This window comes from Comamonas kerstersii (assembly GCF_008801935.1).
GTDB classification, from domain to species: domain Bacteria; phylum Pseudomonadota; class Gammaproteobacteria; order Burkholderiales; family Burkholderiaceae_C; genus Comamonas; species Comamonas kerstersii.
The window spans coordinates 178,221-198,638 of sequence record NZ_VZOT01000002.1 but is presented as its reverse complement, the minus strand read 5'-3'; the positions used below and the strand labels follow the sequence as shown (position 1 = coordinate 198,638).

22 protein-coding genes are annotated in these 20,418 nt (G+C 57.5%); 16 read left to right on the top strand and 6 right to left on the bottom strand.

The genetic code is table 11. From position 1 onward, the window contains the following. Positions 1–8: 8 nt before the first annotated feature. The gene (locus F7P80_RS04050; protein ID WP_151042990.1) at positions 9–773 is read right to left on the bottom strand and encodes an ABC transporter substrate-binding protein; all 765 of its coding nucleotides are present in this window, start codon (positions 771–773) and stop codon (positions 9–11) included. A gap of 151 nt (positions 774–924) precedes the next feature. Beyond that, the gene (locus F7P80_RS04045) at positions 925–1,362 is read right to left on the bottom strand and encodes a hypothetical protein (protein WP_151042987.1); all 438 of its coding nucleotides are present in this window, start codon (positions 1,360–1,362) and stop codon (positions 925–927) included. A 252-nt stretch (positions 1,363–1,614) separates the two neighbouring features. Here F7P80_RS04045 and F7P80_RS04040 point away from each other — a divergent pair, with 252 nt between their 5' ends. Beyond that, positions 1,615–2,109, top strand: a complete 495-nt coding sequence (locus tag F7P80_RS04040; RefSeq protein ID WP_054066956.1) for a hypothetical protein — start codon at positions 1,615–1,617, stop codon at positions 2,107–2,109. A 189-nt stretch (positions 2,110–2,298) separates the two neighbouring features. Here the strand turns inward: F7P80_RS04040 and F7P80_RS04035 are convergent, their stop codons facing one another. Further along, the gene (locus tag F7P80_RS04035) at positions 2,299–2,604 is read right to left on the bottom strand and encodes a c-type cytochrome (RefSeq protein ID WP_054066921.1); all 306 of its coding nucleotides are present in this window, start codon (positions 2,602–2,604) and stop codon (positions 2,299–2,301) included. 119 nt (positions 2,605–2,723) lie between these two features. Here F7P80_RS04035 and F7P80_RS04030 point away from each other — a divergent pair, with 119 nt between their 5' ends. From F7P80_RS04030 to F7P80_RS04020, 3 genes are all read left to right on the top strand, one after another. Next, positions 2,724–2,978 carry a TIGR04438 family Trp-rich protein gene (locus F7P80_RS04030; RefSeq protein ID WP_170265333.1) on the top strand — a complete coding sequence of 85 codons (255 nt, stop codon included), beginning with the start codon at positions 2,724–2,726 and terminating at the stop codon, positions 2,976–2,978. 151 nt (positions 2,979–3,129) lie between these two features. Next, positions 3,130–4,989: a dihydroxy-acid dehydratase gene (ilvD, locus tag F7P80_RS04025; RefSeq protein WP_151042981.1), complete on the top strand. Its 1,860-nt coding sequence runs from the start codon at positions 3,130–3,132 to the stop codon at positions 4,987–4,989. A gap of 209 nt (positions 4,990–5,198) precedes the next feature. After that, positions 5,199–6,200, top strand: coding sequence for a Bug family tripartite tricarboxylate transporter substrate binding protein (locus tag F7P80_RS04020; protein ID WP_249041370.1), 1,002 nt, complete (start codon positions 5,199–5,201; stop codon positions 6,198–6,200). A gap of 65 nt (positions 6,201–6,265) precedes the next feature. Here the strand turns inward: F7P80_RS04020 and bfr are convergent, their stop codons facing one another. Continuing rightward, positions 6,266–6,742, bottom strand: a complete 477-nt coding sequence (gene bfr, locus F7P80_RS04015) for a bacterioferritin (protein WP_054066925.1) — start codon at positions 6,740–6,742, stop codon at positions 6,266–6,268. Positions 6,743–6,933: 191 nt separating this feature from the next. On the opposite strand from bfr, the gene lgt reads away from it, so the two are divergent. Genes lgt through F7P80_RS04000 form a run of 3 tightly spaced genes read left to right on the top strand, consistent with a single transcriptional unit; the run spans position 6,934 to position 9,592 of the window. Further along, positions 6,934–7,752: a prolipoprotein diacylglyceryl transferase gene (gene lgt, locus F7P80_RS04010; RefSeq protein WP_211371989.1), complete on the top strand. Its 819-nt coding sequence runs from the start codon at positions 6,934–6,936 to the stop codon at positions 7,750–7,752. Between the two features lie 38 nt (positions 7,753–7,790). Continuing rightward, entirely contained in the window at positions 7,791–8,819 is a 1,029-nt protein-coding gene (locus F7P80_RS04005) for a Bug family tripartite tricarboxylate transporter substrate binding protein (protein WP_170265332.1), read from the top strand. Next, positions 8,816–9,592, top strand: coding sequence for an enoyl-CoA hydratase/isomerase family protein (locus F7P80_RS04000; RefSeq protein ID WP_054066927.1), 777 nt, complete (start codon positions 8,816–8,818; stop codon positions 9,590–9,592). Before F7P80_RS04005 ends, F7P80_RS04000 begins: the two co-directional genes overlap by 4 nt. 95 nt (positions 9,593–9,687) lie before the next feature. Here F7P80_RS04000 and F7P80_RS03995 read toward each other — a convergent pair whose 3' ends face one another. Further along, positions 9,688–10,131: a universal stress protein gene (locus F7P80_RS03995; RefSeq protein ID WP_151042975.1), complete on the bottom strand. Its 444-nt coding sequence runs from the start codon at positions 10,129–10,131 to the stop codon at positions 9,688–9,690. A 117-nt stretch (positions 10,132–10,248) separates the two neighbouring features. Here F7P80_RS03995 and F7P80_RS03990 point away from each other — a divergent pair, with 117 nt between their 5' ends. The 8 genes from F7P80_RS03990 to F7P80_RS03955 all read left to right on the top strand — a co-directional run bounded on the left by F7P80_RS03990 (position 10,249) and on the right by F7P80_RS03955 (position 17,899). Next, positions 10,249–12,663 (top strand): heavy metal translocating P-type ATPase, encoded by a 2,415-nt coding sequence (locus F7P80_RS03990; protein WP_151042972.1) that lies wholly within the window; start codon positions 10,249–10,251, stop codon positions 12,661–12,663. Between the two features lie 12 nt (positions 12,664–12,675). After that, entirely contained in the window at positions 12,676–12,813 is a 138-nt protein-coding gene (gene ccoS / locus F7P80_RS03985) for a cbb3-type cytochrome oxidase assembly protein CcoS (protein ID WP_054066929.1), read from the top strand. A 64-nt stretch (positions 12,814–12,877) separates the two neighbouring features. Further along, positions 12,878–14,317, top strand: coding sequence for a cytochrome-c oxidase, cbb3-type subunit I (gene ccoN / locus F7P80_RS03980; RefSeq protein ID WP_054066930.1), 1,440 nt, complete (start codon positions 12,878–12,880; stop codon positions 14,315–14,317). A gap of 18 nt (positions 14,318–14,335) precedes the next feature. Beyond that, positions 14,336–14,956: a cytochrome-c oxidase, cbb3-type subunit II gene (gene ccoO / locus F7P80_RS03975; protein WP_054066931.1), complete on the top strand. Its 621-nt coding sequence runs from the start codon at positions 14,336–14,338 to the stop codon at positions 14,954–14,956. A 14-nt stretch (positions 14,957–14,970) separates the two neighbouring features. Continuing rightward, positions 14,971–15,108: a CcoQ/FixQ family Cbb3-type cytochrome c oxidase assembly chaperone gene (locus F7P80_RS03970; protein WP_054066932.1), complete on the top strand. Its 138-nt coding sequence runs from the start codon at positions 14,971–14,973 to the stop codon at positions 15,106–15,108. A gap of 26 nt (positions 15,109–15,134) precedes the next feature. Then, positions 15,135–16,052: a cytochrome-c oxidase, cbb3-type subunit III gene (gene ccoP / locus F7P80_RS03965; protein ID WP_054066933.1), complete on the top strand. Its 918-nt coding sequence runs from the start codon at positions 15,135–15,137 to the stop codon at positions 16,050–16,052. A 71-nt stretch (positions 16,053–16,123) separates the two neighbouring features. Further along, the gene (gene ccoG / locus F7P80_RS03960; RefSeq protein WP_151042969.1) at positions 16,124–17,554 is read left to right on the top strand and encodes a cytochrome c oxidase accessory protein CcoG; all 1,431 of its coding nucleotides are present in this window, start codon (positions 16,124–16,126) and stop codon (positions 17,552–17,554) included. A gap of 66 nt (positions 17,555–17,620) precedes the next feature. Beyond that, complete coding sequence (locus F7P80_RS03955) at positions 17,621–17,899, top strand: FixH family protein (protein ID WP_151042966.1); 279 nt, start codon at positions 17,621–17,623, stop codon at positions 17,897–17,899. 198 nt (positions 17,900–18,097) lie between these two features. Here F7P80_RS03955 and fnr read toward each other — a convergent pair whose 3' ends face one another. Continuing rightward, entirely contained in the window at positions 18,098–18,829 is a 732-nt protein-coding gene (gene fnr, locus F7P80_RS03950; RefSeq protein ID WP_054066936.1) for a fumarate/nitrate reduction transcriptional regulator Fnr, read from the bottom strand. Positions 18,830–19,036: 207 nt separating this feature from the next. On the opposite strand from fnr, the gene hemN reads away from it, so the two are divergent. After that, complete coding sequence (hemN, locus tag F7P80_RS03945) at positions 19,037–20,416, top strand: oxygen-independent coproporphyrinogen III oxidase (protein WP_151042963.1); 1,380 nt, start codon at positions 19,037–19,039, stop codon at positions 20,414–20,416. Positions 20,417–20,418 lie beyond the last annotated feature (2 nt).

Sequence of the window (20,418 nt, the reverse complement as noted above, 5' to 3'; positions counted from 1 at the left end):
TTGCAGGATCAGTTGCCGTAGGGGTCGAAGTCAAAGTACTTCTTGGCAATGGTGTCGTAAGTGCCATTGCTGCGAATGGTCTTGATGGCCTGGTTGATCTGCTCTTTCAGCTCTTTCTGGCCTTTGCGCATGCCGATGCCAATCCCTTCGCCGTAGTACTTTTCGTCGTACTGGTCAGGGCCGACATAGCCATAGTCCTTGCCTTCGGGCTTGCGCAGGAAGCCGCCGTGCACTTCCACCTTATCGGCCACGGTGCCATCCAGGCGGCCAGCATTGATGTCCAGATAGACCTGGTCCTGGGCTTCGTAGGGAACAATGGTCACGCCTGCGGGCTTGAGCTCACCCATGGCCCATTTTTCCTGGGTACTGCCCTTGAGCACGCCAATGCGCTTGCCCTTGAGCGATGCAGGGCCGGTGTATTCCGTGCCCTTTTTCACCACGATGGCGCTCGGTGTCTTGTAGTAGCGGTCAGAAAAGTCGATCACGCGCTTGCGTTCATCGGTAATTGACAGCGAGCTGACGATGACGTCGTACTTGCGTGCCTGCAGGCCGGGAATCATGCTGTCCCATACCTGCTCCACGAACACGCATTTGCGCTTGATTTCATTGCACACCGCGTTGGCGATGTCTACGTCAAAGCCCGCGGGGGTGCCGTCTGCCGTTTTGTAGGTGAACGGTTCGTAGGTGGGGTCAATGGCGACTTTGAGGTCTGCAGCCTGTGCTGCAGATGCACAAGCGGCCAACAAAGCCAAACCCAGAAGTTTCTTTGCCATACCAGTCTCCAATGTTGCGAGAACCTTGGCTTTGCATGATGTGTGCCAAGTTGCAATGCATTGTAGAGGGCAGTCTGGGACTGGTGCTGTTTTTTGCATCAGCGCTTCACACACTTGTGCAACGCGCTGAGTTTTGCTGTATCAGCGCTGGTCAGAGCTTGCTGTAGCTGGGGCGAATCAGCAGCGTATGGATGCGGTAGGGGGCCTGTTCTTCCACAGCCAGCTCAACCGGAACAAAGGCCTTGTCGCAGTTGAGCAGGTAGCTGCCCACGATGGACACCGGAATTGGCACCTGACCGGCCAGGCTGCAGTTGCCTACGATCTGGTGCATCTGGCTCAGCACCTGCTGCAACTGTGCGGCAGAGATTTTTTCGTTGAAGCTGTCGGTGAACTCCTTGGTCGTGAGCAAAGGGCCTTGGGCGTTAGCTGCCTGGACCAGTGCTGCTATGGCGCGTTGTACGGCCTGGGCCGCCTCGGGGTTGGGCGCAGGCAGCTGGGGAGTGCCTGCCGTCTGTGCGAGAGCTGCGGTAGAGAGCGTCAGGCCGCATGCCAGACCGGCAAGCCAGGTGGGGTAGTGGTGTGTGCGCAAGGTCGTACCTCCAAATTGAAACAAGTTGTAGTGTTGGCATCAGGCTGACGGCGCCTTGTAGGTGAAGGCCTTGCGCATGCGTCATAGGCTGGCTTTAGCCTTGTTTGTGGCAGGGAACACCACCGCTTTCTGGGGCCCGCAAGAGCAGCTGCTTTGTAGGAAACTGATTTGCAGCGATTGGCGCTGCTTGCGGACGAAGATGCCCATCTTTTTGAGGTACAACATGTGCCAATTGCATTGAAGGAAATTGCCATGAAGTCTCGTGTTGCCCTGCTGGTCCTGATCATCGTGTTGATCGGGGCGCTGGCTTTTTTCAACTTTTCTTATCTGGCCCAGAGCGTTCCCATGTCGCTGGGCTTTACCACGGTGGAAGGCCCGCTGGGGCTGATCTTGCTGGTGCTGACCGCACTGATGGCTGCTGCCTTTATTGCTTATGTTGTGACCATGCAGGGCACCTGGCTGCTGGAGTCGCGCGCCCATGCCAAGGAAATGGCGGCGCAGCGTGAGCTGGCAGACAAGGCCGAAGCCTCGCGCTTTACGGAGTTGCGCATTGCCATGGAAAACCTGCACCGTGAGGAAGAGCGCAGGCTGATTGAGCGCATCGACATGCTGGAGTCTCATCTGCAGTCTCGTGCCCAGGAAAGCGACAACGCCACCGCAGCCTATGTGGGGCAGCTGGAGCAGCAACTGCGCAGCAGCCATACTCTGGGTGTGACACGCCCTGAATCCCGCTCTGGCGATCTGTAAGCTTGGAATGGCTATGGGTGCTATTGCATCCATAGCTGCTAGCGTTTGATTTATCAGTATTTGCAGGTTGTTTAATGCTGAAAACCAGTTGCAGCAAGCGCTGCCAGCTATAAAAAAATCCACCGCAAGGTGGATTTTTTGTAGGAGCCCGTGTGTGCGCAGATCAACAGCGCAACAACAGCGCAATGCTTATTGGAAGCTCAGCACCCATTCGGCCAGCTTGTGCGATTCCGCTTCGCTGACCTGGTTGTTGGCAGGCATGGGCACTGGCCCCCATACGCCGCTGCCACCTTTGACGATTTTGCTGGCAAGCTGGGGCGCTACATCGCTTTGGCCCGCATAGCGCTTGGCGATGTCTTTGAAAGACGGGCCCACCAGTTTTTTCTCTACGGCATGGCAGGCCATGCAGCTGCGGGTCTTGGCCAGTGCCATATCGGCCATGGCCGGTGCTACGCAGCCAAGGGTCAGCGCAATAGTGATTAAAGAACGCTTCATCGCTACACTTTTCTCATGACAGGGACGACGGAGCCTGCATTGTAGAGACATGCATGGTGCGAACGCTTGCCCCTGTTCCCGGTAAGCCTGAAAGCCAAGACACAAGGAGAGGGAAGATCATGTGGCTGTTGAGTGCAGTAACACTGCTGGCATTGTTGCGGGTGCTGGCGCATCTGGAGGTGGTGGACGTCTGGGGCATTTCTGCCATGTCCTGGTGGTGGGTTGTGGGGGGCTATGCACTGTGCGCGGCCTGGTTTACCTATGCCGATCGCTCGGGGCTGACCACACGCAAAGCCATGGAGCGCATGGAGCTCCAGCGCAAGCAGCGCATCGAAAAGCAGCGCGAGATACTGGGCACGCGGCGCAAGCGTTAGAGCGTAACCCGGCTGTAGTCTTCGCAATCCGCGAAGGCTACATGCTGGTTGCCGCACCGCTGTGGGGCGTGAGCGGTGGTTCATAATGAAGACAAGCGCTCTGGCGCCCAGATGACTGAGACAACCACTGCAACCCATAACACGCACCCACATGCCTGCATATCGCTCCAAGACTTCTACCGGCGGCCGTAACATGGCCGGTGCCCGCGCCCTGTGGCGCGCCACCGGCATGAAAGATGGGGACTTTGACAAGCCCATCATTGCCATTGCCAATTCGTTCACACAATTCGTGCCCGGCCACGTCCACCTGAAGGACCTGGGGCAGCTGGTTGCACGTGAGATCGAGGCCGCAGGCGGTGTGGCCAAGGAATTCAACACCATCGCCGTAGACGATGGCATTGCCATGGGCCACGACGGCATGCTGTATTCGCTGCCCAGCCGCGACATCATTGCGGACTCGGTCGAGTACATGGTCAACGCCCACTGCGCCGATGCGCTGGTGTGCATCTCCAACTGCGACAAGATCACCCCCGGCATGCTCATGGCCGCCATGCGCCTGAACATCCCTGTGATCTTTGTCTCGGGCGGCCCCATGGAAGCGGGCAAAACCAAGCTGGCCAATCCTTCCACCAACGTCATTGAGTTCAAGAAGCTGGACCTGGTGGACGCCATGGTGATTGCTGCTGACAAGAACTACAGCGATGAACAGGTGGCGCAGGTCGAACGCTCGGCATGTCCCACCTGCGGTTCTTGCTCGGGCATGTTCACGGCCAACTCCATGAACTGCCTGACTGAGGCGCTGGGCCTGTCCCTGCCGGGCAACGGCACGGTGGTCGCTACGCACGCCGACCGCGAGCAGCTGTTCAAGCAAGCCGGTCGCCGCATCGTGGAGCTGGCCCGCCAGTACTACGAGCAGGATGACGCATCCGTGCTGCCACGCTCCGTGGGCTTCAAGGCGTTTGAAAACGCCATGACGCTGGACATCGCCATGGGTGGCTCCACCAACACCATCCTGCACCTGCTGGCGATTGCCCAGGAAGCGGAGATTGACTTCACCATGGCGGACATTGACCGCCTCTCGCGTGTGGTGCCCCAGCTGTGCAAGGTGGCGCCCAATACACAGAAGTACCATATCGAAGACGTACACCGCGCAGGCGGCATCATGGCCATCCTGGGTGAGCTGGCGCGTGCGGGCAAGCTGCACACCGATGTGCCCACTGTCTCTGGCGGCACCATGGCTGAAGTGCTGGCCAAGTGGGATGTGATGGTCGCCCAGGACGAAGCCGTCAAGCATTTCTACCTGGCGGGTCCCGCTGGCATTCCTACCCAGACTGCATTCAGCCAGAACACCCGCTGGCCCAGCCTGGATCTGGACCGTGCCGAAGGCTGCATCCGCTCTTACGAGCATGCCTTCAGCAAAGAAGGTGGCCTGGCCGTGCTGTTTGGCAATATTGCCGAAAAGGGCTGTGTGGTGAAGTCGGCCGGTGTGGATGAATCCATCCTGGTGTTTGAAGGCCCCGCCCATGTGGTCGAGTCGCAGGACGAAGCCGTAGAGAACATTCTGGGCGACAAGGTCAAGGCCGGTGATGTGGTGGTCGTGCGCTACGAAGGCCCCAAGGGTGGCCCCGGCATGCAGGAAATGCTCTACCCCACGAGCTACATCAAGTCCAAGGGTCTGGGCAAGGCCTGCGCGCTGCTGACCGATGGTCGCTTCTCGGGCGGTACATCAGGCCTGTCGATTGGCCACTGCTCGCCCGAAGCTGCCGCTGGTGGTGCGATTGGTCTGGTGCAAAACGGCGACCGCATCCGCATCGATATTCCCAACCGCAGCATCAACGTGCTGGTCAGCGATGAAGAGCTGGCACGCCGCCGTGCGGAGCAAAACGCCAAGGGCTGGAAGCCTGCCAAGCCACGTCCCCGCAAGGTGTCGGCAGCCCTCAAGGCCTATGCCAAACTGGTGACGTCGGCGGACACTGGTGCAGTGCGCGATCTGTCCAAGCTGGACGACTGAGCATCTCCAGCTGTATAAAAGCCTGCCTTGAAAGGCGGCTTTTTTCATGGTGCATGGAGCAGGCCGGGTCAGGCGGCATATATTGCAGCTTCTTTTTTAAGAGCTGCTAGCGCTTGTTAGGTAAAGATTTCAAATACAAAACTATCTGAAGTCCTTATTTATCAAGCGCTAAAAGCTCACTTTTTTGATGGTTTTGTGCCGGAGGCTTTGTGACGCTACCAACTCTGTTCCGTCGTCGTGCGTGGTGTGCCCTGGCCGCCAGTGCCTTGATCTGCCCCAGCTGGGTCATGGCAGAGACTGCAGCCTATCCGCAGCGCCCTGTGCGGCTGGTGGTGCCGTTTGCGGCGGGCGGCTCCACCGACATCGTCGCCCGCCTGTTTGCGCAAGGCCTGCAGGAGCAGCTGGGCCAGACTGTGTATGTGGAGAACAAAGCCGGTGCAGGCGGCATGATCGGTGCAGAAACGGTGGCCTATGCCGCGCCTGACGGGTTGACGCTGGGGCTGGGCTCTATCAGCACGCTGGCGGTAAATCCTGTGGTGCTCAGCACGGCGCGTGTGCAGCCGCTGCGTGACTTCAAGATGGTGCTGCCTCTGGCGTCCATCCCTTCCGTGTTTTCCATGGTGCCAGGCATGGGGGTGAAGGACTTCGCGCAGTTTGTGGCGCAGGCACGTGAGGCTGGTGACAGCTGGACGGTGGGCTCCTCCGGCGTAGGCTCCATTGGCCATGTGATTCTGGAAGCCCTGAATGCGGAGCTGGGCCTGCAGCTGCGCCACATTCCTTTCAAGGGTATGGGGCCGGTGGTGCAAAGTGTGCTGGCCGGGCAGACCCAGGTGCTGAGTGACCAGTATCCGTCTTCAGCGCCGCACATCCAGGCTGGGCGCCTGCAGCCATTTGCCGTGGCGGCGCAGCAGCGTCTGGCGGATTTGCCGCAGGTGCCTACGCTCAAAGAGCTGGGCTACCCCCAGCTGAACGAGCTGGCCATCACCTGGTTTGGTCTGGTAGTGCCTGCTGGCACGCCGGATGCCATCGTGCAGCGCCTGAATCAGGCTGCCAACGCCGCACTGCAGCAACCGCAGCTACAGGCGCAGCTGGCCAGGCAGGGTGTCACGCCCATGGGGGGCAGCGGCGCAGATCTGGAGCGCATGGTGCAGCAGACCGCAGCACATGTGCAGCAGCTGGTGCAGTCGCGGGGTATCTCAGATGCACAGTAGGCCGCCTGTGCTTCCGTCATAAAAAAGTGCCCATGTGGGCGCTTCAGTTTTTTGGGGCAGCAGCCTCAGGCTGCAGTGCCCATTTGTGCCTGCAGATAGTTGGGCAGGCCCAGCATCTGAATCAGGTTCAGCTGCTTTTCCAGCCAGTAGGCATGGTCTTCTTCCGTGTCCTTGAGTTGTGCCAGCAGCAGGTCACGGGACTGAAAGTCCTGGTGCTTTTCGCACAGCACCATGGCTGCGCGCAGGTTGTCGCGCACCTGGTATTCCACGGCCAGATCCTTGCGCAGCATGTCTTCCACTGTATCGCCGGGTGTAAAGGCGTGGGGGCGCATGTCAGGCTTGCCACCCAGGAACAGCACGCGGCGCAGGATGACGTCGGCGTGCTGTGTTTCTTCTTCCATCTCGTGGTTGATGCGTTCGTACAGACGCATAAAGCCCTGGTCTTCGTATTGGCGTGAGTGGATGAAGTACTGGTCACGAGCAGCCAGTTCGCCGCGCAGCAGTTCATTCAGGCATGCGATGACTTCAGGATGGCCTTGCATAGTTGTATTGGTCGCAGAAGTGAAAACAACCACAGTATCAGGGCATGTGCTGCCGCCTGACAAATGCGGGGCACACAAAGCCCTCCAATACGAATTGCATGGATGCGAAACGCAGAATCATTCGCGATTGCTGCCGTCGTGTGTCTCCCATGCTCTGCAGGGGGCTGCCTGCCTGCGGCACAATGCAGCCCATGCTGATGTACCCGCACATTGATCCTGTGGCCCTGCAGTTGGGGCCTGTTGCTATCCACTGGTATGGCCTGACTTATCTAGCCGCGTTCGGCTTGTTTCTGTGGCTGGGTACACGCCGCCTCAAGCACCCACCGTTCAACCGCCTGCAGGGCGAGCAGGCGTGGGTGCGGCGCGATATTGAAGACCTGCTGTTCTATGGCGTGGTGGGCGTCATCCTGGGCGGCCGTCTGGGCTACTGCCTGTTCTACAAGCCTGCGTATTACCTGAGCCACCCGCTGGAAGTGTTTGCCGTCTGGGAAGGCGGCATGAGTTTTCACGGCGGCCTGCTGGGCGTGATTGCGGCCATGGTGTTTTTTGCCAGCACACGCAAACGCCCCTTGCTGCAGGTGATGGATTTTGTCGCGCCCTGTGTGGCTACGGGGCTGGCAGCAGGACGCATTGGCAACTTCATTAATGGTGAACTCTGGGGGCGCTTTGCCAGCCCTGATCTGCCCTGGGCCATGGTGTTTCCGCAAAGCGGCTCCATGCTGCCGCGCCACCCCTCGCAGATCTATCAGTTTCTGCTGGAAGGTCTGCTGCTGTTCGTGCTGCTGTGGATCTATGCCAGAAAAGAGCGCAAGCCCGGTCAGGTTGCAGCAGCCTTTGTCTTCGGGTATGGCGTGTTCCGCTTTATTGCCGAGTATTTCCGTGAGCCTGATGCCTATCTGGGCATTCTGTCGCTGGGCATGAGCATGGGTCAGTGGCTGTGCGTGCCCATGATTGTGGGTGGTGCAGCCATATGGCTGTGGGCAGGCAAACGCAATCAGGCCAGTGCCTGAGGCGATAGGTCATCAAGCAAAGCGTAAAGGAAACAGTGGTGTTGGAGCGGCGTGCATATCTGCAGTGGATAGCGGCTTTGGCAGTGGCCTCACCGGTGTGGGCACAGACCAAGGTGGGGCAGCGTTCAGGTGTAACGTGGCCTACGGAGCCTGTGCATCTGGTGGTGCCGTTTCCGGCTGGGGGCAGCAGCGCCATTTTGGGCAAGCTGCTGTCGCGCTCTTTTGAACGTACTACCGGCCAGCCCTTGCGTCTGCAGTATCTGGGGGGCGCAGGTGGGCTGCAGGGTGCGAGCTTTGCCGCCAAGGCAGAGGCCAATGGGCAGCATCTGTTTATCGGCGGCAGTCACCTGGCAGCAGCCCGTGCGCTGGTGGAAGACGATGACTTTGACCTGATTGAAGATTTGCGCCCCTTGGTCAAGGTCGCTGATGTGCCGCAGGTGCTGGTGGTGAACCCGGCACGCTTGCGCTCGCGCACGATCATGGAGTGGCTGGTGGACATGTCGCGCAAGTCCAAGCAGTACCGTATGGGGACGGCTGGCGTGGGTTCCTCCAGCCATATCGCGGCTGAAATTGTGCGTTTTCAGGAAGACCTGCGTTTTGAGTTTGTGCACTTTCGTGGGTCAGGTCCGGCGCTGCAGGATTTGCTCAATGGCACGGTGGATACGATGATCGACGGCCTGATTTCATGCTTGCCCCATATTCGCTCCGGGCGACTCAAGGCGCTGCTCGTGACGGGCTCAGAGCGCGTCAGTGTCTTGCCTGATGTGCCTTGCGCGCAGGAGATGGGGGTGCATGCCCTGCAGGATTGTGGCATCTGGCATGGCATGTTTGCGCCGAGCCAGCTCTCGTCAGCCCGTGCGCAGGCTGTGGAGCAGGTCTTTCGCCGCGTGGGTGCGGATGCGCAGTTGCAGGCTGATCTGGCAGCTCTGGGCATTGCATGGTCGGGAGTCTACGGCGATGCATTTGCCAGCTTTGTGCAGCAAGACACCACGGACTGGGCCCAGCGCCTCAAGGGCATGGGCATTGGGAACTTCCTGCAACGTGACAGGGCTGAAGGGGCAGCATGAGCGTACAAGTGACAGCAATGCCATGGCAGGCGGCACAAGGTGATCACACGGGCATCTGGCTGGTGGAGATTGCGAACCCCGACAGACGCAATGCCATGACACGCAGCATGTGGCGACAGCTGCGCACGGTGTTTTTACAGCTGCAGCACAACATGGATGTGCGCTGCGTAGTGCTCAAGGGGCAGGGCCTGGCTTTTTGTGCGGGTGGCGATATTTCGGAATACCCGGGCTTTCGGTTTGATGCCCAGCAGCTTGCAGGCTTTCATGAGCAAGATGTCTGGGGTGGCTTGCAGGCCATGCTCGACTGCGATGTGCCTGTTGTGGCTGCTATCACTGGTGCCTGCATGGGCGCGGGCGTGGAAATGGCATGCTGCAGCGACATCCGCGTGGTGACAGAGCACTCCAAGTTTGGTGCACCGATTGCGAAACTCGGCTTTCCCATGGCTCCCAAGGAGCTGGCATTGGTCGCACGTTCTGTGGGGGAGCACACGGCCAAGCGCATGCTGCTGGAGGCTGCAGTTTTTTCGGCGCAGGAGATGGCGGCGCTGGGCTGGTGTGCAGCCCCTGTGGCTGAAGACTTGCTGGAGCAATACGTTGTGCAACTCGCACAGCGCATTGCCAGCCTGGCTCCGCAGGCAGCACGCCTGAACAAACAGACAATGCGGCATTGCGCCGCGGGTACAGGCATGCCGGATCCCTATGGCTACGCGGCCACTGCCGAACACAGAGAAGGTATTGCAGCTTTTCTGGAAAAAAGAAAACCGCGTTTTTAATAAAACAAATGGTTTTAAAAAATCTAATAGGTAATAAAAAAGGATCCTGCAAGGATCCTTTTTTATTCAGCGCTGTTTGTGACAGCAATAAGGCATTAACGCAGCACCAGAACAGGGACTTGGGAGTGGGTGAGTACGTGCTGAGTTTCGCTGCCCAGCAGCAGGCGCTTGATGCCTTTGCGGCCATGCGAAGCCATAACAATCAAATCCGCTTTCTGCTTTTCAGCAGCTGCAATGATGGATTCGGCAATCAGATCCGACTTGGCAACGCTGGTTTTCACTGTAACGCCTTGCGCTTTGCCTTCAGCCTTGATTTTGTTCAGCACCGCCTGCGCTTGCTCAGTCCATTGGGCTTCAATGCGCTTGATTTCCGATAAATCCACGGTCGCGCCACCTTCCAGATAGCTGCGGGGATAGCGAGGAATCACTTTTACAGCGATCACAGTCGCACCAGATAATTTGGCCAGATCCATTGCATGGCACACAGCTTTTTCAGATAAAGGCGAGCCGTCGGTGGCGACCAGAATGCGTTCGTACATAGGTATCTCCAATTTATTTGATGCGGACGAAAATTGTTTTTTAGCATAAATTGCACGATCTGTTTAGTCTTGATTCAAGTCAAAGTTTTCCGGGGAATTCATAGATAATCTCGCCCCATGTCCCAAGACCCCTCACAGGCCCTGCATGCGGCGGAGCAGCGTGCATTGCATGCGAATCTCCCAACATCTGACAATGAGCTGAGCCTGCTGGATGATCCTGCGGAGTGGGAGAGCTTTGGCAAGCCTGTGGGAGCGGAGGCCGGGGACATGGATACCGCCAATGTCTGGGACTCACAGATCGCGCTGGAGGGCATGTACTGCTCCACCTGTGCACTCACAATTGAAGATGCCTTGCGTGCTGTGCCCGGTGTGCTGCGGGTTGAAGTCAGCGCAGCTGCCCGCCGTGCCAAGGTGGTCTGGGCACCCGATCAGGTCAAGCCATCGGTCTGGATGGCTGCGGTAGGCAAGGCTGGCTACAAGGCAGTGCCAGCCAGAGACGCACAGGCACGAGAACTTCGCATGGCGCAGCACCGCAAGGCTTTGTGGCGCTGGCTGCTTGCCGCGCTTTGCATGATGCAGGTCATGATGTACGCGTGGCCAGCCTACGAAGCGCAGCCCGGTGACCTGGTGATGGAATATGAGCGCCTGCTGCGCTGGGCGTCCTGGGTGATCTGCATTCCCATGCTGATTTTTGCCTGCGGCCCCTTCTTCAGCGGCGCATGGCGCGATCTGAAGCATCGCCGCGTCAGCATGGACCTGCCTGTGGCACTGGGCATGCTGATCACTTTTGTCGTCAGCACAATAGGCACGTTTGACCCCTATGGCGTTTTTGGTCAGGAAGTGTTTTATGACTCGCTGACCATGTTTGTCTGCTTCCTGCTTATCGGCAGGTGGTTGGAGATTCGTTTGCGTGATCGCACCGCAGGGGCTCTGGATGCCGTGCTGAATCGCCTGCCGGACAGTATCGAAAAGCGTGGGACGGATGGCAAGTTCGAGCGGGTTGCGCTGCGCCGCATTGCTGTGGGAGACGTGGTGCGTGTGCTGCCCGGTGAAGCTTTTCCTGCTGATGGTGTCATCCTCTCCGGCCGCACGCAGGCAGATGAAGCACTGTTGACGGGCGAGTCACGCCCTGTTTCTCGCGCTGTGGGTGAGCGGGTCATCGCAGGTAGCTACAACCTGTCAGCGCCTGTGGAAGTGCAGGTGGAGCAGCTGGGTGCAGAGACAAAATTTGCGCAGATCGTGGACCTGATGGAAAGCGCTTCTACACAGAAGCCACGTCTGGCGCAGCTGGCGGATAAGGTGGCCGCGCCTTTCTTGGTGGTGGTCCTGCTGCTGGCGGGCGCCGCAGCCATGTACTGGTGGAGTACCGACCCCGGACAGGCACTGATGATTGCAGCAGCGGTGCTGATTGTGACCTGTCCTTGTGCCTTGTCGCTGGCAACCCCCGTGGCCTTGCTGACAGCAGCGGGTACTTTGGCGCGTCATGGTGTGCTGGTACGCAATCTGCAGGGCATCGAGAGTCTCGCAGGTATTGATACGCTGGTCTTTGACAAGACGGGCACCTTGACGCGTGACGGCATGCAGGTCTCGCGCATGGAGCTGCTCGATGACTCATTGATGTCGGCTTATAAGGGGCTGGCTGCAGCCATTGCAGCCCAGTCGCGCCACCCAGTGTCCAGGGCAGTGGCAGGTTTTGGCCAGGCATGGGCAGTGCGTTGGGAAGTGCTCGCATGCGAGGAAATCAGTGGCCAGGGGCTGAAGGCCCAGGTGCGGGCAGTGGGCGAGGGGACCTCTGACGAGGTCTGGACAGTGCGCTTGGGTTCAGCCAGATTTGCATCCACACAGGCCTTGCAAAGCCATGGACAAGCCGTGTATCTGGCCAGGGAGCAAGCAAGTGGTGAGATCCAGTCGCTTGCTTTCTTTGAGCTTAACGAAGGCGTGCGCAGCGAAGCTGCCAGTGTGATCAGTCTGCTGCAGTCACGAGGCGTTGAGGTGCAGCTGCTCTCCGGCGACAGTGAGCAGGCCGTGGCGGCCATTGCAAAGCAACTGGGTATTAGCCACTATCGCGCTGAATGCTCTCCTCAGGCGAAACTAGATGCCATTCAGTCTGCGCAGCGAGCAGGCCGCAAGTTGTGCATGGTGGGAGATGGTCTGAATGACGGGCCTGTGCTGGCTGGATCAGACGTGTCTTTTGCGTTTGGCAAAGCGGTGCCACTTGCGCAATCGCGTGCGGATTTTGTGGTGGTGAGTGACAACCTGGAATTTGTGCAAAAGACCGTCATGCTCTCTCGCAAGACGGTGCGCATTGTTCGCCAGAATCTGCTGGGCTCAGCCTTGTACAACGCTGTCTGCATTCCTTTGGCCATGGTTGGGTGGATGCCAGCCTGGCTGGCAGGGTTGGGTATGGCGCTGAGCTCCTTGCTGGTGGTGCTCAATGCAGCACGGCTGGCCAAGCCTTTGAAGCTGGAGCTTGCTTCGCCGCAAGTAGCGCTGGCTCAGCAAACGCCAGAGCCTGCAGCAGCGGCGGCTTGAAGAGGGGATGGTGTGGATATTCTTTATCTTTTGATTCCGTTGTCCGTGGTGTTGGTGCTCGTCATTGCCGGAGGGCTTTGGTGGGCGATATACCGGGGGCAGTTTGAAAGCGTCGACCAAGAGGCAGAACGCATTCTTAGAGACGATTGATGTTTGTCAACAACGTGAAAACCATAACAGTAAACACTCTCGACTGCATATTAAGAGGTGCCCGATGGATACTCTAAAAAACAGTACTGCATACTACAGTGACGCCGTAGTGCGGCAGTTTTCAATCATGGCCGTTGTGTGGGGGGTGGTCGGCATGCTGGTTGGCGTTTTTATCGCTGCCCAGCTGGCTTGGCCGGAGCTGAACTTCGGCATTCCATGGCTTAGCTTTGGGCGCCTGCGTCCATTGCACACCAATGCGGTGATTTTTGCGTTCGGCGGCAGCGCCTTGTTTGCAACCAGTTACTACGTGGTGCAGCGTACCTGCCAGACCACGTTGTTTTTGCCAAAGCTTGCTGCTTTCACCTTCTGGGGTTGGCAGCTGGTGATTGTGGCGGCAGCCATTTCCTTGCCACTGGGTTACACCACCGGCAAGGAATATGCGGAGCTGGAGTGGCCTATTGACATCCTGATCGCTGTGGTCTGGGTGAGCTATGCCATTGTGTTCTTCGGCACGATCGGCATTCGCAAGGTCAAGCACATCTATGTGGCCAACTGGTTCTTTGGTGCTTTCATCATTGCGGTCGCCTTGCTACACATCGTCAACAGTGCAGAAATTCCTGCAGGCTGGATGAAGAGCTACTCGGCCTACGCTGGTGTGCAGGATGCCATGGTGCAATGGTGGTACGGCCACAATGCGGTGGGCTTCTTCCTGACCGCAGGCTTCCTGGGCATGATGTACTACTTCGTGCCCAAGCAGGCAGGCCGCCCTGTGTACTCGTATCGCCTGTCGATCGTGCACTTCTGGGCACTGATCTTCACCTACATGTGGGCTGGTCCTCACCACCTGCACTACACCGCGCTGCCCGACTGGACACAGTCTGTGGGCATGGTGTTCTCCCTGATTCTGCTGGCTCCTTCCTGGGGCGGCATGATCAACGGCATCATGACCCTGTCCGGTGCCTGGTACAAGCTGCGTGAAGATCCTATCCTGCGCTTCCTGATCGTGTCCCTGTCCTTCTACGGCATGTCTACGTTTGAAGGCCCCATGATGTCCATCAAGACTGTGAACGCACTGTCGCACTACACAGACTGGACCGTGGGTCACGTGCACTCCGGTGCTCTGGGCTGGGTGGGTCTGATCACCATGGGTTCTCTGTACTACCTGGTGCCCCGTCTGTTCGGTAAGAAAGAGATGTACTCCAAGTCGGCGATTGAGCTGCACTTCTGGATGGCCACCATCGGTATCGTGCTGTACATCGCTGCGATGTGGATCTCCGGCGTGATGCAGGGCCTGATGTGGCGCGCCATTAATCCAGACGGTACTTTGACATACACCTTTGTGGAAAGCGTGAAGGCGTCCTATCCCTTCTACGTGATCCGTACGGTGGGTGGTCTGCTGTACCTGATCGGTATGCTGATCATGGCTTGGAACGTGGCGAAGACTGTGGCTTCGGGTCGCTCCGTCAAGGTCGAAGTGCCTGCCGTTAACCCCGCTCACGCCTAAGTACGAGGAGCCAGAATAATGTCTGCAAACAACAAAGGCTTCACCCACGAGAAGGTCGAAACCAACAACTTCTTGCTGATTGTCTTGACCTTGTTGGTGGTCGCCGTGGGTGGATTGGTGGAAATCGTTCCACTGTTCTTCCAGAAGTCCACGACGGAAGCGGTGCAGGGCGTTGAGCCTTACGAGCCTCTGCGACTCATGGGCCGTGACGTCTACATCCGTGAGGGCTGCTACAACTGCCACTCGCAGATGATCCGTCCCTTCCGTGCCGAGACCATGCGCTACGGCCACTACTCGGTGGCGGGTGAGTTCGTGTACGACCACCCCTTCCAGTGGGGCTCCAAGCGTACAGGTCCTGACCTGCAGCGTGTGGGCGGCAAGTACAGCGATGAATGGCACCGTGTTCACCTGATGAATCCACGTGACGTAGTGCCCGAGTCCAACATGCCTGAGTACCCATGGCTGGCCGAAAACATGGTGGACCACACCGTGGTGGCGCAGCGTATGAGCGCCTTGCGCAAGGTGGGCGTGCCCTATACCGATGAGCAAATCGCCGGTGCGGCTGAACAGGTCAAGGGCAAGACCGAGATGGAGGCTCTGATCGCCTACCTGCAAGGTCTTGGTACTGCGATTAAGTAGGAAGGATGGGTCTTATGGATATCACCACCATGCGCATTGTGGCAACGCTGGTTTCTTTGGTGTGCTTCATTGGCATCTGGTGGTGGGCATACGCCCGCCGCAACCAGGCGCGTTTTGATGAAGCGGCCCAGCTGCCATTTCAACAAGACTGATCTATTCACCAGAACGAGAATATCCCATGAGCGATTTCGTAAATAACTTCTGGTCGGTCTACGTCGCAGGCATTACTGTTGCAGGCATTCTGGCTTGCCTCATTTTGCTGATCATCACTGCTCGTAAGAAAGTAGTGTCTGACAGTGACAATACCACTGGCCACGTGTGGGACGAGGACCTGCGCGAGTTGAACAACCCCATGCCCCGCTGGTGGGTCTGGATGTTCGTGATCACCATCGTGTTTGGGCTGCTGTATCTGTTTGCCTATCCCGGACTGGGCTCTTATGGCGGTCAGTTGCAGTGGAGCCAGAATCGTGCCTATGAAGCCGAGATGGCAAAGGCCAATGCCCAGCTGGAGCCTTTGTATGCACGCTTTACCGCCATGACTCCTGAGGAGATGGTGGGTGATGCACAGGCCATGGCTATTGGCGAGCGCCTGTTTATGAACAACTGTGCGCAGTGCCACGGCTCGGATGCACGCGGCAGCAAGGGCTTCCCCAATCTGGTGGATGGCGACTGGCTGCATGGCGGTGCACCTGAGAACATCAAGGAAACCATTGCCAACGGCCGCATCGGCATGATGCCTCCCCAGGCAGAAGCCATCGGTACAGCGGAAGATGTTCGCAATCTGGCGCACTATGTGCTGAGCCTGTCTGGCAGCCCCCACGACGCACTGAGAGCTACAGAAGGCAAGTCCAAGTTCACCATCTGTGCAGCATGCCACGGCATGGACGGCAAGGGCAACACCATGCTGGGTGCCCCCAACCTGACAGACGACGTCTGGCTGCATGGCTGGGGCGAGCAGGCCATCATCGACATCATTACCAATGGCAAGATGAATGAAATGCCTGCCCAGAGCAATAAGCTGACACCTGCACAGATCGATGTGCTGGCAGCTTATGTCTGGGGACTGTCGAACAAACCCGCTACAGCAGGTAATTAATCTGTGAGAGAGTATGGAAGGCGGCACGGTGTGCCGCCTTTTTCTATGGTGCGATATAGGGAGTGCAGCTCATGAGTTCCGAGCAAAAAAAACCGCATAAAACGATACCTATCAAAGCGGAAAGCCAGGAAAAAATGGTGTCTTTTTTTGAAGCGCATAAAAAGATATACCCGCGCTCCATCCGTGGAACATTTATGAGCTGGCGCTGGGCCATGGTGTGGTTGACGCAGTTGATCTTCTATGGGCTGCCCTGGATGAACTGGGGCGAGCGCCAGATGGTGCTGTTTGACCTTGGGGCGCGGCGCTTTTACCTGTTTGGGTATGTGCTGTATCCGCAGGACTTTATCTATTTGACAGGCCTGCTGATCATTAGCGCGCTGTCCCTGTTTCTGTTTACAGCTGTTGCCGGGCGTCTGTGGTGCGGTTTTACATGCCCGCAGTCGGTCTACACCGAAATTTTCATGTGGATAGAGCACAAGGTCGAAGGTGACCGCAGTGCACGTATTCGCCTGGACCAAGGTGGATGGGGCTTCGAGAAGATCTGGAAAAAATCGCTCAAGCAGTTTTTGTGGATTGCCTTTGCCCTGTGGACGGGTTTTACCTTCGTGGGTTATTTCGTTCCCATTCGTACGCTGGGCAGTGAACTGCTGGCGCTGCAAGGCGGCTGGCAGATTTTCTGGGTGCTGTTCTATGGCTTTGCCACCTACGGCAATGCTGGTTATCTGCGCGAGCAAATCTGCAAGTACATGTGCCCCTATGCGCGTTTTCAGAGTGCCATGTTCGACAAGGACACGCTGATTGTGAGCTACGACGCACAGCGTGGTGAACAGCGCGGCCCCCGCAAGAAAGATGTGGACTACAAGGCGCAAGGACTGGGTGACTGCATTGACTGCAAGCTGTGTGTACAGGTCTGCCCTGTGGGTATTGATATCCGCAACGGCCTGCAGTACGAGTGCATTGGCTGCGGCCTGTGCATCGATGCATGCAACAGCGTGATGGATAACATGCACTATCCACGTGGCTTGGTGCGCTTGACCACCCAGAATGCGGTGAACCAAGGCTGGAAGAGCGCGCAGATCTGGCAACGCATTGCACGTCCACGGGTGCTGATTTATTCGAGCATTTTGCTGGCACTGGCAGCGGCCATGGCCATCAGTCTTGCCATCAGAGAACCGCTGAAGGTGGACGTCATCCGTGACCGCGCTTCACTGGCACGCATTGTTGCAGGCGGCAAGCTCGAAAATGTGTATCGTCTGCAGGTGATGAACGCGACCGAGCAAGCGCAGACCTATAAGGTGTCGGTGCAGGGTATTCAAGGCATTGAGCTGGTGGAAGGGCAGACCGTCAAGGTTGATCCTGCACAGACGCGCGGCGTAGCGGTGCGAGTGCAGATTCCTTACGGTGCGGCCAGCGCTGGCTCACACGCCATTGAGTTTGATATCGCAGCGCAAAGTGGCCAAGGGCATGTGACGGAGAAATCTGTCTTCCTCGTGCCGCGCTAAAAATGATCCTGTAGTGTGCATGGCGTTGCTGTGCACACTTTCTGTTGAAGGAAGAGAGTGTTCGAAATGTCCCAGCTAGGAAAACAAGTGGAGTCAGCATCCGGTCCGTGGTGGAAGTATGGCCATGTATGGATGGTGCTGGCAGGCCCTGCCATCGTCGTGGTGGCAGGCGTTGTGACGGCCATGATTGCCATGGATGGCGCTGACCCTGTGGTGGATCCGAACTACTACCAGGAGGGGCTGAAGATCAACCAGAAGCTGGAAAAAAGCCTGGCGCCTGCAGGCGCCGTGCGCAACCATGTTGTTACACCTGATGAAGATTTGCCTGATCTGACACCCAAGTGATACTTGCTGCTTCTTAAAAAGATGAGCGGCTAGCGCTTGTTTTATGGGTGTTTGAGATACTTTTGTATCTGAAATACCGATAAATCAAGCGCTAGCCGCTATTTTTTATGCGGTGTAGATGCTCTGGCATCGCACCCAAAGCAAACGCCCACAGCATGCAGTGGGCGTTGGGTGTGTGAGAGCGCAGGCTGGCTGGGTTTACAGCTGCTTGTTGCAGTCGTGCTGGCTGTTGACCAGGCGCTGCAGGGCGGCAGTGTCCAGAATTCGAACGTGGCGCTGCTTCACTTCGACCCAGCCTTCATCCACAAACTTGGAGAAAGTGCGGCTGACGGTTTCCAGCTTCAGACCCAGATAGCTGCCAATTTCCTCGCGGGTCATACGCAAAATGAGTTCTGACGAGGAGAAGCCGCGTGCATGCAGGCGCTGCACCAGATTCAGAATAAAGGCCGCCAGACGCTCTTCGGCGCGCATGCTGCCCAGCAGCAGCATGACGCTGTGCTCGCGCACGATTTCGCGGCTCATCACTTTGTGTACGTGCGTCTGCAGGGCTGTAACCTCGCGCGAGATCTCTTCGAGGCTGTCAAAGGGCATCACGCAGACTTCGGCATCTTCCAGTGCGATCGCATCGCAGGTGTGGTGGTCATTGACGATGCCATCGAGCCCGATGATCTCTCCCGCCATCTGGAAACCTGTGACCTGATCGCGTCCGTCTTCGGTGGCTACGCATGTCTTGAAAAAGCCCGTGCGGATGGCATACAGCGACGTGAAAGGCTCTCCGTTGCGGAACAGTGTCATCCCGCGCTTGACTTTGCGGCGCGTAGCCACAATGTCGTCGATGCGCTGCAGCTGCTGGTCATTTAAACCGACGGGCATGCACAGTTCACGCAGGTTGCAATTGGAGCAGGTTACTTTGATGGTTGGTGGAGTCATGTACGCAACGCCTGAACACGAGGTAGACACGGGTGTAAAGGCCAGAATTAAAAGTTGGATGTCAATAAACGGGGACTATCGGGCGCTTGCTATGTATCTCGAATGATTTCAGTCAAATTCTGACACTTCCCTTATGGTCAGTGCTTGATTCATGTCAAGAGTGTGCATGCCATCTTGCTGCACAGTTGCAGCACTAAGGAAGAAAACATGACTGCAGTCACCCCGGAACTCTTGCGTCGCTATGACGTGCCAGGACCTCGTTACACCTCTTATCCTACTGCGGACAGGTTCGTTGAGGCATTTGGTGATAGCGACTATATCTTGGCATTAAAGCAACGCAAAATTTCTGCAGCGGCCAAGTCGCCAATGTCGCTGTATGTGCACATCCCATTTTGTAACTCTTTGTGTTACTACTGTGCATGCAACAAGATCATCACCAAGCACCACGAGCGTGCGGTCACGTACCTGCAGTATCTTGAGCGGGAGCTGGATCTGCATCTGGCCCATTGTGGAAGAGGTCAGCTGGTCAGCCAGCTTCACATAGGTGGTGGAACGCCGACATTTCTTTCGGACGAGCAACTGGTGCAGATGTGGGGCATGCTGCGCCAGCGCTTTGTCTTTGATGAAGCGGGTGAGTACTCCATTGAAGTTGACCCACGTACTGTGACACGTGAGCGTCTGACCGCCCTCAAGGCCATGGGCTTTAACCGCCTGAGCTTTGGGGTGCAGGACTTTGACCCGGATGTACAAAAAGCGGTGCACCGTGAGCAGCCTGCCGAGCAGGTGTTTGATCTGGTGGCCGCTTCACGTGAGCTGGGCTTTGAGTCGATCAATGTGGACTTGATCTACGGCCTGCCCAAGCAAAATGAAAAGTCCTTCGCCAGAACGCTGCAGCAAGTGGCCGAGCTGCGCCCTGATCGCATTGCGCTGTATGCCTATGCACATCTGCCCGAGCGCTTCAAGCCTCAGCGTCGCATTCTTCAGGCGGATCTGCCTGCAGCAGCGGACAAGGTCAATATGCTGGCTGCGGCGCTGGACAGTTTCATGGAGGCTGGTTATGTGTACGTGGGCATGGACCACTTTGCCCTGCCTGAAGATTCACTGGCCGTAGCCAAGCGCCAGGGTCGCCTGCATCGCAACTTCCAGGGCTACAGCACACAGCCTGACTGCGATCTGATTGCACTGGGTGTTTCGGCCATTGGTCGCGTAGGGGCCACCTACAGCCAGAATGCCAAGACGCTGGAAGAGTATTACGACCTGCTCGATCAGGGGCGTCTGCCCATCGTGCGCGGCCTGGCGCTTTCGCGTGATGACATGCTGCGCCGTGCGGTGATCATGGCCATCATGTGTCAGGGCGAGGTGCAGTATGAGTCCATCAACAGTGCATGGCTCATTGACTTTCGCAAGTATTTCGCTGCCGAGATTGAGGCACTAAGGACGCAGGAAGAAGAAGGTCTGGTGGAAATTCTGGACGACTGCATCCGCGTGACGGCCAAGGGCTGGTTCTTCGTGCGTGGCGTAGCATTGGTGTTTGACCGCTATTTGCAAGAAGCACGTGATCGCGCGAGATTCTCGCGGATCATCTGATC